The organism is Oxalobacteraceae sp. CFBP 8761 (genome assembly GCA_014841595.1).
Classification (GTDB): Bacteria; Pseudomonadota; Gammaproteobacteria; order Burkholderiales; family Burkholderiaceae_D; genus Telluria.
This window is the reverse complement of the sequence record JACYUE010000001.1, coordinates 2,246,453-2,261,173: the sequence shown is the minus strand read 5'-3', so window position 1 is coordinate 2,261,173 and position 14,721 is coordinate 2,246,453. Positions and strand designations below refer to the sequence as shown.

The 14,721-nt window shown below is 64.2% G+C and carries 15 protein-coding genes; 5 read left to right on the top strand and 10 right to left on the bottom strand.

Annotated elements, in window-relative coordinates:
* The first annotated feature begins 28 nt into the window (after positions 1-28).
* Genes nadB through IFU00_09915 form a run of 3 tightly spaced genes read left to right on the top strand, consistent with a single transcriptional unit; the run spans position 29 to position 3,425 of the window.
* Complete coding sequence (gene nadB, locus IFU00_09925) at positions 29-1,639, top strand: L-aspartate oxidase (GenBank protein MBD8542600.1); 1,611 nt, start codon at positions 29-31, stop codon at positions 1,637-1,639.
* Between the two features lies 1 nt (position 1,640).
* Positions 1,641-2,540 (top strand): DMT family transporter, encoded by a 900-nt coding sequence (locus IFU00_09920; protein MBD8542599.1) that lies wholly within the window; start codon positions 1,641-1,643, stop codon positions 2,538-2,540.
* 27 nt (positions 2,541-2,567) lie between these two features.
* Positions 2,568-3,425, top strand: a complete 858-nt coding sequence (locus IFU00_09915) for an NAD-dependent protein deacetylase (GenBank protein ID MBD8542598.1) — start codon at positions 2,568-2,570, stop codon at positions 3,423-3,425.
* A gap of 3 nt (positions 3,426-3,428) precedes the next feature.
* Here IFU00_09915 and IFU00_09910 read toward each other — a convergent pair whose 3' ends face one another.
* The 8 genes from IFU00_09910 to queE form a co-directional block, all read right to left on the bottom strand.
* On the bottom strand, positions 3,429-3,749 hold the full coding sequence (locus IFU00_09910) for a hypothetical protein (protein MBD8542597.1): 321 nt from the start codon (positions 3,747-3,749) through the stop codon (positions 3,429-3,431).
* 28 nt (positions 3,750-3,777) lie between these two features.
* On the bottom strand, positions 3,778-4,641 hold the full coding sequence (locus IFU00_09905; protein MBD8542596.1) for a carboxylating nicotinate-nucleotide diphosphorylase: 864 nt from the start codon (positions 4,639-4,641) through the stop codon (positions 3,778-3,780).
* Positions 4,638-5,771, bottom strand: a complete 1,134-nt coding sequence (gene nadA / locus IFU00_09900; protein MBD8542595.1) for a quinolinate synthase NadA — start codon at positions 5,769-5,771, stop codon at positions 4,638-4,640. The genes IFU00_09905 and nadA overlap by 4 nt, the downstream gene beginning before the upstream one ends.
* A 60-nt stretch (positions 5,772-5,831) precedes the next feature.
* Positions 5,832-7,433 carry an ABC-F family ATPase gene (locus tag IFU00_09895; GenBank protein ID MBD8542594.1) on the bottom strand — a complete coding sequence of 534 codons (1,602 nt, stop codon included), beginning with the start codon at positions 7,431-7,433 and terminating at the stop codon, positions 5,832-5,834.
* Positions 7,434-7,549: 116 nt separating this feature from the next.
* Positions 7,550-8,467 (bottom strand): muramoyltetrapeptide carboxypeptidase, encoded by a 918-nt coding sequence (ldcA, locus tag IFU00_09890; protein MBD8542593.1) that lies wholly within the window; start codon positions 8,465-8,467, stop codon positions 7,550-7,552.
* Between the two features lie 89 nt (positions 8,468-8,556).
* Entirely contained in the window at positions 8,557-9,066 is a 510-nt protein-coding gene (gene tadA, locus IFU00_09885; protein ID MBD8542592.1) for a tRNA adenosine(34) deaminase TadA, read from the bottom strand.
* Positions 9,059-9,505 carry a 6-carboxytetrahydropterin synthase QueD gene (gene queD / locus IFU00_09880; GenBank protein MBD8542591.1) on the bottom strand — a complete coding sequence of 149 codons (447 nt, stop codon included), beginning with the start codon at positions 9,503-9,505 and terminating at the stop codon, positions 9,059-9,061. The genes tadA and queD overlap by 8 nt, the downstream gene beginning before the upstream one ends.
* 42 nt (positions 9,506-9,547) lie before the next feature.
* Complete coding sequence (queE, locus tag IFU00_09875) at positions 9,548-10,183, bottom strand: 7-carboxy-7-deazaguanine synthase (protein MBD8542590.1); 636 nt, start codon at positions 10,181-10,183, stop codon at positions 9,548-9,550.
* Positions 10,184-10,355: 172 nt separating this feature from the next.
* Here queE and IFU00_09870 point away from each other — a divergent pair, with 172 nt between their 5' ends.
* Both IFU00_09870 and IFU00_09865 read left to right on the top strand, forming a co-directional pair.
* Positions 10,356-11,306, top strand: coding sequence for a hypothetical protein (locus IFU00_09870; protein MBD8542589.1), 951 nt, complete (start codon positions 10,356-10,358; stop codon positions 11,304-11,306).
* 244 nt (positions 11,307-11,550) lie between these two features.
* Positions 11,551-12,471, top strand: coding sequence for a diguanylate cyclase (locus IFU00_09865; GenBank protein MBD8542588.1), 921 nt, complete (start codon positions 11,551-11,553; stop codon positions 12,469-12,471).
* Between the two features lie 92 nt (positions 12,472-12,563).
* Here IFU00_09865 and IFU00_09860 read toward each other — a convergent pair whose 3' ends face one another.
* On the bottom strand, positions 12,564-14,300 hold the full coding sequence (locus tag IFU00_09860; GenBank protein MBD8542587.1) for a hypothetical protein: 1,737 nt from the start codon (positions 14,298-14,300) through the stop codon (positions 12,564-12,566).
* A 142-nt stretch (positions 14,301-14,442) separates the two neighbouring features.
* Positions 14,443-14,718: a hypothetical protein gene (locus IFU00_09855; protein MBD8542586.1), complete on the bottom strand. Its 276-nt coding sequence runs from the start codon at positions 14,716-14,718 to the stop codon at positions 14,443-14,445.
* Between the last annotated feature and the right edge of the window lie 3 nt (positions 14,719-14,721).

Here is a 14,721-nt window from a genome sequence, read left to right as displayed (position 1 = left end):
TTGCCTCTGTAAACATTTCAACCATCCCATGAAATTCGACGTCGCGATCGTCGGCAGCGGCCTGGCCGGCCTGTCGGTAGCCCTGCACCTGGCCCAGACCCGCAAGGTTGCCATCATCTCCAAGCGCACCCTGCTCGACGGCGCCAGCGCCTGGGCCCAGGGCGGTATCGCCGCCGTGCTCGATTCGGGCGACAGCCACGAGCAGCATGTGGCCGATACCCTGGTTGCCGGCGCCGGTCTGTGCGACGAAACCGCTACCCGTTACATCGTCGAACACGGGCGCGAAGCAATCGAATGGCTGATCGATCAGGGCGTGCCGTTCACGCGTGACGCCACCGCTGAGATGGGCTTTCACCTGACGCGCGAAGGCGGCCACGGCCAGCGCCGGATCATCCATGCGGCCGACGCCACCGGGTACGCCGTGCAAGTCACGCTGGAACAGAAGGTACGCGCCCACCCGAATATTTCGCTGTTCGAGCACCATGTCGCGATCGACGTCATCACGTCCGCCAAGCTGCGGCCCAAGGTCGCGCATGGCAGTCAGCCGCGCTGCTACGGTTTGCACGTGCAGGATGTGAACAGCGGCGACGTGCTCACCTTCGAGGCGGAGCACACGGTGCTGGCCACGGGCGGCGCCGGCAAGGTGTATCTGTACACGACCAACCCCGACACGGCTACTGGCGATGGCATCGCAATGGCCTGGCGCGCCGGCTGCCGGGTGTCGAACATGGAGTTCATCCAGTTTCATCCCACCTGCCTGTACCACCCGTATGCGAAGTCGTTCCTGATCACCGAAGCGATCCGCGGCGAAGGCGGCCTGCTCAAGCTGCCGCCGGAAGCGGGCGCACAGGCCGGCGAGCGCTTCATGCCGGCGCATGATGAACGCGGCGAGCTGGCGCCACGCGACGTCGTGGCACGCGCGATCGACTTCGAGATGAAGAAACGGGGCCTCGATTACGTCAACCTCGACATCAGCCACCAACCGCCCGAATTTCTGATGGAGCACTTCCCGACCATCTATGCGCGCTGCCTCGAACTGGGCATCGACATCACGCAGCAACCGATCCCCGTCGTGCCGGCCGTGCACTTTACCTGCGGTGGCGTGGTCACCGACCTGGCCGGGCGCACCGATATCCCCGGCCTGTATGCGGTCGGCGAAGTCGCCTGCACGGGCCTGCATGGCGCCAACCGGCTGGCCAGCAATTCGCTGCTCGAATGCGTCGTCGTTGGCCGTGCCTGCGCGCAGCAGATCGCGGCGAGTCCGGCGATCGTCAACCCTGCGCTGCCGGACTGGGATGCCAGCCGCGTCACGAACGCTGACGAAGAAGTGGTCATCGCCCACAACTGGGACGAGCTGCGCCGCTTCATGTGGAACTACGTCGGCATCGTGCGCACGACCAAGCGCCTCGAACGCGCGCTGCACCGGATCAAGCTCCTCAAGGAAGAGATCGACGAGTACTACCGCAACTTCCGCATCACGCCCGATCTGCTCGAGCTGCGCAATCTGGTCGAAGTGGCGCACCTGATCGTGAAAAGCGCCATGTCGCGCCACGAAAGCCGCGGCCTGCACTATTCGCGCGATTTCCCGGACACCTTGCCCAAGGCACTCCCGAGCGTGCTCACGCCGCGCCGACGCTAGCATGGAACGGCAGCGGCTTTCGCTCACGACGGTCCTTCTGCTGAGCATCCCGCCCGTACTGTGGGCGGGCAATGCCATCATCGGCCGTCTCGTGCGCGACGCCATGCCGCCGATGACGCTCAACCTGCTACGCTGGTCGATTGCGCTCGTGATCCTGCTGGTGCTGGGCCGCGCCGCACTCCGCCCTGGCAGCGGCGTGCTGCGCAACTGGCGTCGCTACGCCCTGCTCGGTCTGCTGGGAATCGGACTGTACAACTCGATGCAATACCTGGCGCTGACGACCTCGTCACCGCTGAACGTGACGCTCGTGGCATCCGGCGTGCCGGTCTGGATGCTGCTGGTCGGCCGGCTGTTCTATAACGTGCCCGTCAAGGGCCGGCAGATCGGCGGCGCCGTGCTGTCGATTGCCGGCGTGCTGGTCGTCATGTGCCGGGGTAGCCTGGCCGAGCTGGCCGCGCTCCGCCTGGTAGCGGGTGACCTGATCATGATCGTGGCGACCATTGTCTGGTCGTTCTACAGCTGGTCACTGCTGCAAAAGAACGATGTGCCGGCCCTGCGTGCGGACTGGGCGGCCTTCCTGCTGGCCCAGGTTGCGTATGGCGTGATGTGGTCGGCCGCGCTCGCCGGCGGCGAGTGGGCGCTGGGCACGCCCCAGGTCGTATGGAGCTGGCCCCTCGCCGGCGCCCTGCTGTACCTGGCGATCGGGCCGGCAATCATCGCCATGCGCTGCTGGGGCGCGGGCGTCCAGCGCGCCGGGCCCGGGATCAGTGCGTTCTTCATCAATCTGACGCCGCTGTTTACCGCGCTGCTGTCGGCCGCCTTCCTGGGCGAACTGCCGCAGTTGTACCACGTGGCGGCGTTCGGCCTGATCGTCGGCGGAATTGTCGTGTCGGCGCGGTAAATGCGGAGCGGTGGTACGATTCCACCCATGAACGACGAACTCGGCAACCCACTTGGCGAACACCACGCGGCCACGCAGCTGGCGGCGTTTCTCGAACAATACCCCCGTGCGCTGGTGCTCACCGGCGCAGGCCTGTCGACCGCGTCCGGCATTCCTGACTACCGCGACCGGGATGGCGTGCGGCGCGGCCGGGTCCCGATCCAGGGTCCGGAATTCCGGCGCGACCCGGCAGTCCAGCGCCGCTATTGGGCGCGCAGCATGGTGGGCTGGCGGATGATGTCGGGCGCGGCGCCAAACGCAGGCCACCGCGCGCTCGCCGCGCTTGGCGCAGACAACCGCATCGGCTCGATCCTCACGCAAAACGTCGATGGCCTGCATACCCAGGCGGGCAGTCGCGATGTGCTGGAATTGCATGGCAATATCCACCACGTGACGTGCCTCGGCTGCGGGGCAAACTTCACGCGCGCTGCGCTGCAGGTGCAGCTGGAGGCGGACAATCCGGGCCTGGGCCAGGTGCTCGCCCAGCCGCTGCCCGATGGCGACGCCGAGATCGATCCGGACGCGGTGACGGAATTCACGGCGCCGGCATGCGTGCACTGTGGCGGCATGCTGATGCCTGACGTCGTATTCTTCGGCGACAATGTGCCGGCGGCGCGCACGGCAGCCGCACTGGCACGGATGGAAGCGGCCGATGCACTGCTCGTGGTCGGCTCGTCGCTGATGGTGTATTCGGGGTTTCGCTTCTGCCGGCTGGCCGAAGCAGCCGGCAAACCGATTGCGGCGCTGAACCTCGGGCGCACGCGCGCTGACGACATGCTCACGCTGAAGATTGAAGCGTCCGCCGAGCGGGTCTTGCCGCTCGTGGCGGGTTTGTTCGGGGCGTAGGGCTTAATTATTGCTGAACTTGATCACCAAACCGGTGATCAAAGCCGCCGCCATCGCGATCGACAGCACGCCATGCAACACGGGCGACCCAATCGACGCATCCGACGCTGCAGCATCGCGTTGCATCGCCATCGCCCGGCTCAGCACGACCGGGCGCAGGAAGCCGCGAATACCGACCAGCAGCATGCCGATGCCGAAGAACAGTTCGCCCTTCATATTGTAGAGAATCCCGTCCATCAACTGGGGCACACCCAGCAGCAGGCCGAAGCCGAGCCAGAACAGGCGGAACACAAGCGAACGTTTCAGTTTGGTGGTGATCGACATAATGAAGTCTGAGAGTTGAGCGGTGCGATCAGACGATGCGCAGCGAGTAATCGGTGGCGTGCACGTCCTTGGTCAGGCTGCCGACGGAAATGCGGTCCACACCTGTTTCGGCGATCGCGCGCACGGTGTCCAGGTTGATGCCACCCGAGGCTTCCAGCAGCGCACGGCCGGCATTCACCTGCACCGCCTCGCGCATCATGGCCAGGTCAAAGTTATCGAGCAGTACCGACTTGACGCCGGCAGCCAGTGCTTCTTCGAGCTGGGCGATGGTTTCGACTTCGATCTGCACCGGCGCGCCAGCGTTCAGGCTGGTGGCCGCCGTCAGCGCGGGCGTGACGCCCCCGGCAGCGGCAATGTGATTTTCCTTGATCAGGATGCCGTCATACAGCGCCATGCGCTGGTTCTTGCCACCGCCAACCCGCACCGCGTACTTCTGCGCCTGGCGCAGGCCCGGCAGCGTCTTGCGCGTATCGAGAATCGCTGCATTCGTACCCGCGATGACGTCGACGTAGCGCCGGGTGGCAGTCGCCACGCCAGACAGCAGCTGCAGGAAGTTCAGCGCGGCGCGCTCGGCCGTGAGCAGCGCGCGCGGGTTCGCCGTGATGGTGCAGACGGTGCTGCTGGCCGGCATCAGGTCGCCTTCGGCAAATTGCCACGCGATGTCGGTGTCCTGGTCGACCGCGAGCATGACGCCCTCGAACCACGGGGCGCCGCACAGCACGGCCGCTTCGCGCACGATCACGCGCGCCGAGACGCGGGTGTCGCTTGGCACCAGCTTGCCGGTCAGGTCGCCGCTGCCGATGTCTTCCAGCAGCGCGGCCAGGATATTCTGTTCGAACGCCGCCTGCAGCTTGTCATCAAACTGGGCGTGGGGATTGTGCAGACTGGTCATGCGGGGCCGACTCCGGAAAACATGGGGGCATTCTGTTCGAGCGCGCCGGTTGGCAACGCCTTGGCGCGTTTGGCCGCAGCAAAATCGAGCATGCGGTCGATCGCGCGTTTGGCTTGCAGGCCGACGGCAGGGTCGACGTGCACCTGGTTGGCGCCCGACTCGAGCACGTCGGCCAGATTGCGCAGGCCGTTCATTGCCATCCACGGGCAATGCGCGCAGCTCTTGCAGGTGGCGCTGTTGCCGGCGGTCGGCGCTTCGATGAAGGTCTTGCCAGGCGCGGCCATCTTCATCTTGTGCAGGATGCCGTTGTCGGTAGCGACGATGAAGTGGGTGGCGTCCAGCGTCTGCGCGGCGTTGATCAGCTGCGTGGTCGAGCCGACCACGTCGGCCTGCGCCACGACGTTCGCTGGCGACTCCGGGTGCACGAGCACCTTGGCCAGCGGGTACTCAGCCTTGAGCAGGTCGAGTTCGATGCCCTTGAATTCGTCGTGCACGAGGCACGAGCCCTGCCACAGCAGCATGTCGGCGCCGGTCCTGGTCTGGATGTACGAGCCCAGGTGACGGTCGGGTGCCCACAGGATTTTCTTGCCCTGCGCGTGCAGCTCGGCCACGATATCCAGGCCAATGGACGACGTCACCATCCAGTCGGCGCGCGCTTTGACGGCGGCGCTGGTGTTGGCATAGACGACAACGGTGCGGTCGGGGTGCTGGTCGCAGAATGCTGCGAACTCGTCGGCCGGGCAGCCGAGGTCGAGCGAACAGGTCGCGTCGAGGTCGGGCATCAGGATGGTTTTTTCGGGGCTGAGAATCTTGGCCGTCTCGCCCATGAAACGCACGCCGGCGACAACAAGCGTTTGCGCGGCGTGGTCACGGCCGAAGCGCGCCATTTCCAGTGAGTCGGACACGCAGCCGCCCGTTTCTTCGGCCAGGTCCTGCAGGTCGGCGTCCACGTAGTAGTGAGCGACGAGGACGGCGCCCTTTTCTTTTAGCAGGCGCCGAATCTTGTCCTTGAGCGCGTTGCGCTCGGCCAGTTCGGGCGCGCTGGGGATGCGTGCCCAGGCCTCGGCGGTGCAGGCCAGACCGGCCTGGGGCCGGTCGTATTCATACGTCTTGATCGGTACGGTGTCCATACTCTTCTCGGTCTCCTTGGCAGGGGACGTGCCGAACGCGCCGCCCCTGCCATTACTACATTACGCGTCGATGCCCTGGCTCGCCAGGTATTCCTCGTAGTTGCCACGGAAGTCGACGATCTCGTTTTCACGGATTTCCAGCACGCGCGTGGCCAGCGACGAGACGAACTCACGGTCGTGCGAGACGAAGATCAGGGTGCCGGCATACTTGTCCAGCGCGATGTTCAGCGACTCGATCGACTCCATGTCCATGTGGTTGGTCGGCTCATCGAGCAGCAGCACGTTGTGACGGCCCAGCATCAGCTTGCCGTACATCATGCGGCCCTTCTCACCACCCGACAGCACGTTGACCGACTTCTTGACTTCGTCGCCGCCAAACAGCAGGCGACCCAGGATCGAGCGCACGGCCTGATCGTCGTCACCCTCTTGCGTCCACTGACCCATCCAGTCGGTCAGGTTGTCGCCCACTGCAAATTCTTCGGTCGGATCCTGTGGCATGTAGCCGGGATTCGCGTTCTCGGCCCACTTGACGCGGCCACCATCCGGCTGCAGACCGCACAGCTCGCCGCCAATCGTGCGCAGCAGCGTCGTTTTGCCGGCGCCGTTGGCGCCGATGATCGCGATGCGCTCACCGGCCTCGACCATGATCGAGAAATTCTTGAACAGTTGACGGTCGTAGGCTTTCGAGATGTTCTCGGCTTCCACCGCCAGGCGGTGCAGCTTTTTCTCGCCTTCAAAGCGCACGAACGGATAGGCGCGCGAGGATGGCTTGAACTCTTCGATCTTGATCTTGTCGATCTGCTTGGCGCGCGACGTGGCCTGGCGTGCCTTGGACTTGTTGGCCGAGAAGCGGCGCACGAAGTCCTGCAGTTCCGCTACCTTCTCTTTGGCCTTGGCATTGTTCGACAGTTGCTGGTTGCGTGCCTGGGTCGAGGCCAGCATGTATTCGTCGTAGTTACCCGGATACACCTTCAGCGTGCCGTAGTCCATGTCGGCCACGTGCGTGCAGACCTGGTTCAGGAAGTGACGATCGTGGGAAATGATGATCATCGTGGAGTTACGCTCGTTGAGCATGTCTTCCAGCCAGCGGATCGTGTTGATGTCCAGGTTGTTGGTCGGTTCGTCGAGCAGCAGGATGTCCGGATTCGAGAACAGCGCCTGCGCCAGCAGCACGCGCAGCTTCCAGCCCGGCGCCACGGCGCTCATCGGGCCCTGGTGCAGCTCGGTACCGATACCCAGGCCCAGCAGCAGTTCGCCGGCACGCGCTTCGGCCGAGTAGCCGTCGTATTCGGCGACCTTGCCTTCGAGCTCGGCGGCTTTCATGTAGTCGTCGTCGGTCGCTTCGAGGTTGGCGTAGATCGCATCGCGTTCGGCGATCGCGTTCCACAGCTCGGTGTGGCCCATCATGACGACGTCGAGCACGCGCGTGTCTTCGTAGGCGAACTGGTCCTGGCGCAGCTTGCCCAGGCGCTCGCCCGGATCGAGGCTGACGTTACCCGCGGACGGCTCGAGGTCGCCGCCCAGGATTTTCATGAACGTCGACTTGCCGCAGCCGTTGGCACCGATCAGGCCGTAGCGGTTGCCGTCGCCGAAGCGCACGGAAATGTTCTCGAAGAGCGGCTTGGCGCCGAATTGCATCGTGATGTTGGCTGTGGATAGCACTGTATGACCCCAAAAAGCGTATTTGATTAACCGGCTATTTTACCATCGCACGCCCTGCAGGGCGAATGGACTGGATTGACGGGCGCCGTTGGCCGACGAGCTTTACCGGCGACCCTTCAGGCGCGGCGCACAGTCGGATAGCCCGACAGCAGCAGATTGAAACCGTCGGCATCCGACTGGAGCTGCCCCTGCGCGCCGAACGGGATCGTGACGCGCCGTGGGATGTGCCCGAAACTCAGCCCCGTCAGCACGGGCACCGGCAACGTGCGACGCACATACTCGAGCATGGCGTCGAAGTCGTAGCCATTATCGAGCGGCCCCAGTCGGTATCCGGAAAAGTCACCCAGCAGCACCGCTTGCTGGCGTTCCAGCACGCCCGCCTGCATCAGTTGCAGCAGCAAACGCTCGACGCGGTACGGGTGCTCGCTGATGTCTTCGAGCCACAGGATGCCGCCATCGATCTGCGGGAAATACGGGGTGCCGACGAGCGAGCCAATCATGGCGAGATTGCCGCCCCAGACCGTGCCGCGCACATCGAGCTGCGGGTTGCCGCTGACCGTCTCGCGGATCGTGTGCGTCGGGCCGGCCAGGCAGGCCCAGAAATCGTCGAGCGTGAACGGCACCGGCTCTTCGGCACCGAAGTCGCCAGCCACCATCGGGCCGGCGTAGCTGAGCGCGCCCGTTCTGGCCATCAGGCCCATGTGCAGCGCCGTGACATCGGAAAAGCCGACGATGATCTTGCCGCTGGCGGCAATTGCGTCGAAATCGAGCGCCGGCAACAGGCGGCTGATACCGTAGCCGCCACGCAGTGCGATGATCAGGTGGATGTCGGGGTCGAGCACCGCTGCGTTGAGCTGCGCGAGGCGGGCGTCGTCGGTGCCGCCGAAGCGTTGATGGGTACAGCTGTGATCGTAGTAGTTGCGGACCAGGCAGCCCTGCGCTTCAAAGCGTGCGATGGCACGCTCGACGGCGAGCGGATCGTTGGTGCAGCCGGCGGGCGCCACGATGGCGATGCCGAGACGGGAAGTGATCACTGGTGGGCGGGAAGACGTGTGTGGAATCTGGAAACATCTTACCGCGCCCACCGGTGCCGATCAAGGTCAGTCAACTCGCCTACGAAGGGTCAAACTGCGCTGGCCTTCTTCGCCAATGCACGCCGCTCGGCAAAAAAAGCGCGCAGCAGGCTGCTCGCCTGATCGGCCAGCACGCCACCGACCACGTCGGTGTGGTGATTCAGCGCTGGCTCGTCGAACAGGTTCACGACCGAGCCGCAGGCGCCGGTCTTCGGGTCCGTTGCTGCGTAGATGACACGCGCGAGGCGCGCATGCATCATCGCGCCCGAGCACATGATGCACGGCTCGAGCGTCACGTACAGCTCGCAACCGGGCAGCCGGTAATTGCCCAGCTTGTCGGCGGCGGCGCGCAGCGCCACGATCTCGGCATGCGCCGTCGGGTCGTGGCCGCTGATCGGCTGGTTGAAACCGGTCGCGATGACTTCGCCGTCCTTGACCACGACAGCGCCGACCGGCACTTCGCCACGGTCCCACGCCAGTTGTGCCTGGGCCAGGGCAAGCGCCATGAAACGCGCGTGCGCCGCATGGTCATGCACGACTGCGGACGATACCTCAGGCATCGGTGATCTCGGCCCAGCAGTTCGGGGTTTCGTGCAGCACGAGCTTGTGCAGGCGCAGCCCGGTACCGAAGCGGTCGATGAACACGGTCTTGAGGATCGTGAACGCCACTTGCGCGAGGTTTTCCACGGTCGGGATGCGGTCGATAACGACGGTCTTGTGATCCGGCAGCGACGACAGGAAGTCGAGCACCTTGTCATCCTTTTCGTACACGATGAAGGCATGGTCCCACACGTCGACCAGATGCTGCTTGGCCAGCGCCTTGACGTCTGAGAAATCCATGATCATGCCGTTGTCGGAATTTCCGTCAGCGTCGATGACTTCGCCGGTCAGCGTGATTTCGAGGGTGTAGCGATGCCCGTGCAGGTTGCGGCACTGGCTCTTGTGGTCGGGAATCCGGTGTCCGGCATCGAATTCAAGCTTGCGGGTAATGGTCAACATTGCTGCTTTGCTAGGTAATGGAGTGATAATGGAGTGAATGAGTCAGGGAATCTGGAGCAGCTTGTGGGTCTGCAGGCTCAGCTTCCATTTCGGATTGGCGCGGCAGGTCTCGATGGCCAGGCGGATATTCTGCGCCGCCAGCGGTCCATCCATGGCCTGCACGAAGAAATGGTCGAAATCGAGCCGCTCGTACGCGCCCAGGTCTTGTCCGATTTGCGGGATGACCACCTTGATCTCGCTGCCTTTTTCCACGACCAGCGTCGAGCCCATCTTGGGACTGACGCAAATCCAGTCGACACCGTCAGGCACCGGCAGCGTGCCATTCGTTTCGATGGCGATGGTAAAGCCGCGCTCGTGCATGGCGTCGATCAGCGCGCGATCGAGCTGCAGCAGCGGTTCACCACCCGTGAACACGACATATTTACTGGCAGGATAGGTAGCAGGCCACAGGCCGTCGATCTCGGCGGCGAGCAGCGCCGCTTCCTTGAACTTGCCGCCGCGCTCGCCGTCCGTGCCGACGAAATCGGTGTCGCAGAACTGGCAGATCGATGTGGCGCGGTCCTGCTCGCGGCCAGTCCACAGATTGCAGCCGGAAAAGCGGCAGAATACGGCCGGCCGGCCAGCGTGGGCACCCTCTCCCTGCAAGGTGTAGAAGATCTCTTTAATGCTGTAAGTCACGTTAAGCCTCTCGTCAACCTTCCATTATAGCGCGGTGCATTGACCTGCGCAGCGGAAACGGCCGCTCGCTGAGACGGTGTCGGAAACGTCAGGTTTGAGACTGAACAATATTCCTACATGAGCGGAGCGGTAAGTTCTTACGCAAACTTCCGACACCTTCACGAGGGCAATCATGAACAAACCGAACTTTTTGCTGGTGACCCTGCCCTTCGTCGCCAGCAGCGCCAGCGCAGGTGACGCTTATTTCATGGTGCCGATGCTACTACGCAGCGCAGCGCCGGAACTGCTGGCCTGCATCCTGGTGACGATGGCGGCGCTGGTGCTGGCATGCCTGAGCCTGCGCCGCAGCATGGGCCTGGAGGAACGGGCCCGGACCCTGCACGGGCAACTGGCGGCTGAACGGGAATCGCGCGCGCAGTCCGAGCAGGCATTGGCGGACAACCACGACGTCGTCTACCGGCTGGTGCGCCAGAACGAGGATGTCCGCGACAGCGAACGCACGCGCATTGCACGCGAACTGCAGAACGAACTGGGGCGCCGCCTGTTGACACTGCGCGCCGATCTCTCGAATCTTTACGACAGCGCCGCCACGGCCCAGGCGCCGGCCCTGGCCAGTCGCCTGGACAGCGCCATGGCGCACATCGACGGTGCGATCGGCGCCGTGCGCGCGGTAGCGAGCGGCTTGCGCGGCTTCGGTCCGGGCGACGGCCTGCGCCACGCGCTCGAACGTTGCCTGGCCGAGCACGCGCACCTGTACGGCATGCGCTATCGTTTCGAGGCCGGCGTCGACCCCAGTTCGCGCGCCAGCCAGGATCGCGCCGCGCGGCTGGCCGTGTTTCGTGTGCTGCAGGATGTGCTCGCCACTGCTGCGCGCGTCCAGCACGGCGAACTGCATGTGCGCCTGCTGGAAAACGCGAGCTCGCTGGGTCTGGAGATCGATGGCTGCGCCAGTGCCCCTGGCGCAGTCGCCTCGCTGCCGGCCGAGCTGATCGACCAGATCCGCGCCATGGGCGGCGTGCTGCGCGTCGTTGCCACCGCTGGGCATGCCGGGCGCTGGTCCCTGTCACTGCCGGTCAGGAATCCCGCTGCCGAACTTGCTGCGGAAATGGCCGTGGTTGCGTGATCAGCGTGTGATGAGCGGCGTGCGACCGCACAACCGTGTACGTTAAACACAACGCTGAAACCTCCTTGCTAAAGATCAATAGCATGTCTTGATGCGAGTAGCAGAATCGGTTCCTGACGGCAGCTACCCGGTTGCCGCAAACCGAAGCGCTACCACTCGCAGAGGACTGCTCATGATCAACACAAGCAGCAGCGCGGCATACCCGACAGCCCTGCTCCAGGACGTCGCCTTCGTCGGTCAGTTGATGGAAAGCCTGTCGGTACCGGTCTTCGTGCTCGATACCCATGCGCGCGTGACGATCTGGAACCGTGCCTGTGAGCAGCTGACGGGTGTGCCCGCGCCCGAAGTGCTTGGCACGGGCGACCATTGGCGCAGCTTCTACGACGTCCAGCGGCCCACCCTCGCCGATCTCGTCCTGCGCACCGGTTGCGATCCGGCACAGGCGGGCGAGGCACTCGCCGCCCCGGGCGATGCCGGGCGCGCCGCGCCGGGGCTGTCCATCGAGAGCTGGTGCGACATGCCACGGGCTGGCCGTCGGCGCTACCTGGCGGCAGACGCCAGTCCGATCTTCGGCGCCAACGGCCAGTTGTCGGCCGTGGTTGAAACCCTGCGCGACCTGACCGATGAAAAGATGGCCCAGGCGGCGCTGGAGCAACTGGCAACCCGCGACGGCCTGACAGGCCTGGCCAACCGACGCTGCTTCGATGACACGCTGCAAGCGGAATGGGCGCGCGCACTGCGTCAGGTGCAGCCGCTCTCGCTGTTAATGGTCGACGTCGACAATTTCAAGGCTTATAACGACGCCCATGGTCACCTGGGCGGCGACGAATGCCTGAAGCGCGTTGCACGCGCCGTGGCCAGCGAAATGCGGGCCAATGACCTGGTGGCGCGCTACGGTGGCGAAGAATTCGCCGTGGTGCTGCCGAACCAGTCGCTCAAGGGCGCAGCCATCGTGGCCGAACGGATCCGCAGCCGGGTCGAACAACTGCAGTTGCCGTGCCGCTTCGCCGCCGGCCACGTCACCGTGTCGATCGGCGCGGCCACGGCCATCGCCGGGCCGGACAACCATGCCAACCAGCTGGTCGCGATTGCCGATGCAGCCTTGTACCGGGCCAAGCACCTGGGGCGTAACCGGATCAGCCTGCCGATGACCGAGGCGGCGTGATCTGCTGGCACATGGCCGATATTACGGGCTCGAGGCGTAAAAAAAACGGCGCCAACAGGCGCCGTTTTACTTCTGTCAGTTATCCGACAGGCTTAACGCATCATGCGTTCCCAGCCGTGACGAACCGCCGACTTCATCTTGTCCCAGGTCGATTGCTCGCCCGGATAACGGTTGTCCCAATCGCTGCGCAGATCGGCTTCGACTTCGGTCCATGGACGGTTGCGGTACTTTTCTTCGCGCGCCATCTCGGTGCCGTAGTTATAAGCCGGACGGAATTCGTCGTAGGCGCCGCCGGTGCTGCCGTAGACCGAATTCCAGTGGCTGCGGTAGTAGATGTCGTCGTCATTGTCGTCGGTCATCTTGTCCCAGCCATGACGCACGGCGTTCTTGACGCGATTCCAGGCCGATGGCTCGCTGCTGTCGCTGCCGGTGGTGGAAAATTCGCGGGTGCCGTCGATGCGGCTGTCCCAGCCAGTGCGCAGGTCGCTCTCGACATCGTCCCATGGACGGTTACGGTACATCTCGCTACGGCGCATTTCGGTGCCGTAGGAGTAGGCCGGCTTGAGGTCGTCATACTTTTCGCCGGTCGACGCGTAGGTGCTGTCGTAGTGGCTGCGGTACTGATCGTCGTCGTTGTCACCGGTCATGCGTTCCCAACCGTGACGCACGGCGGCCTTCATCTTTTCCCAGGTCGATGGCTCGCCACCGGTCGCGTAACGGCTGTCCCAGTCGTTGCGCAGGTCGGTCTCGATATCGTCCCAGGCGCCGTTGGTGTAACGGCCGCTGCGGGCAGCTTCGCTACCGTAGCTGTACGCAGGTGCGTACTCGTCGTACGATGCGCCAGTCGCGCCGTACGTGGTGTCGAAATGATTGCGGTAATACGTGTCGTCGCCGTTCAGGGAACCCATCGCGCTGCTGCCCGAACCCGAATCAAAACCCGGCGCCGTGCCCAGTGCGGCATCGGACTGGCCGCGCGAGAAGATGCGCACGCCATTGCGCTGCTTGTCGGTGAACCGGGTGCCGGTGCTGTTGGCGCCGCCCATCGTCGTATCGCGCTGGAGCGAGTCGCCACGATCAACAGCGGTCGAACCCTGGCGGATCGAACCATCCAGAGCCGAACCCTGGATTGCCGTGTCACGCAGGGTCGAACCTTGCAGCGACGTCCCGCCAGTCGCGGTCAGGCCGCTCTGGCCCAGTGGTTCCTGGTGCGTCGAGTTGGTCAGATCGGACGTGCCCAGCGATTCCTGATGCTGGAACAGCTGACGGTCGCCTGGATTGTCCAGGGACGGGATCGCCGCGGCTTGCACCGAGCCGGCGCCAGTCGAGGTTGGGGTCGAGCTCGATTGCGCCGACATCGACGATGCCTGCTGCATGCCGATCGTGCTGCCGGCGTGCATTGCGCCGCTGCTGAAGCCGGTCGAAGCCAGATCTGGCGTGCCGCTCGAGGTTTCATCGATGTCGGTCGGACCGTAGCGTTCGACGATGTCGGCGCCGCGCTCGACTTCCGGCAGCGAGTTCGCCACCAGCGTCAGCACATGGCTACCGCGGTTGACCGCGCCTTCATAGCGGTTGGCGTGTTCGGCGTCATCCGAACCGAACAGGTCGCCGAAGAAATTCTTGATGCTGGCCGTGATGCCCGTGTCGCCATCGGCGCTGCGGGTCGTATCGAGATCGGACGATGCGTTCAGGCTATCGCTCTGACCAATCGTGTCTGCATCGGCGGTCGACAGTCGCACATCGGTGCGGGTAAAGCCCGACGACAGCAATTCGTTCATTGCGTTCTGTGCATCAGTGCGGTTATCGAACACCGCGACGAGAGTATGTTGCATGGTCGTTCCTCCGAAATAGTAGGTCTTGCGCGGGCGGCGACGCCGCCTCTTTCGTTCGCGCTATGTTGTCAACATTACTCTATTCTCGGTAGAACTCGCACACCATTGACGAGCGGAAATTTAGTTCCGGTCGACACACACGTCAGGCGAATGGATTGTCGATCGTCTTGATGTCGGGCGGCGGTAATTGCGCCGGCAACTCGCCAGAGGACTCGCGGGCTTCCAGCGCGGCGACGATGTCGCCCAGCACGGCGTGCAGGCGACGGGCATGCGCCAGACCGGGCACGTCCACAGTCAGGTCGACGTCGCCGGATATCGTGATGCGGTCGAGCCGGTTTTCTAGCATCAGGTCGCCGATCCCGATCACATCGGCTTCATTGGCGAACGGGACAAAGCTGACGGGTTTTTTCTTGCTCATGGA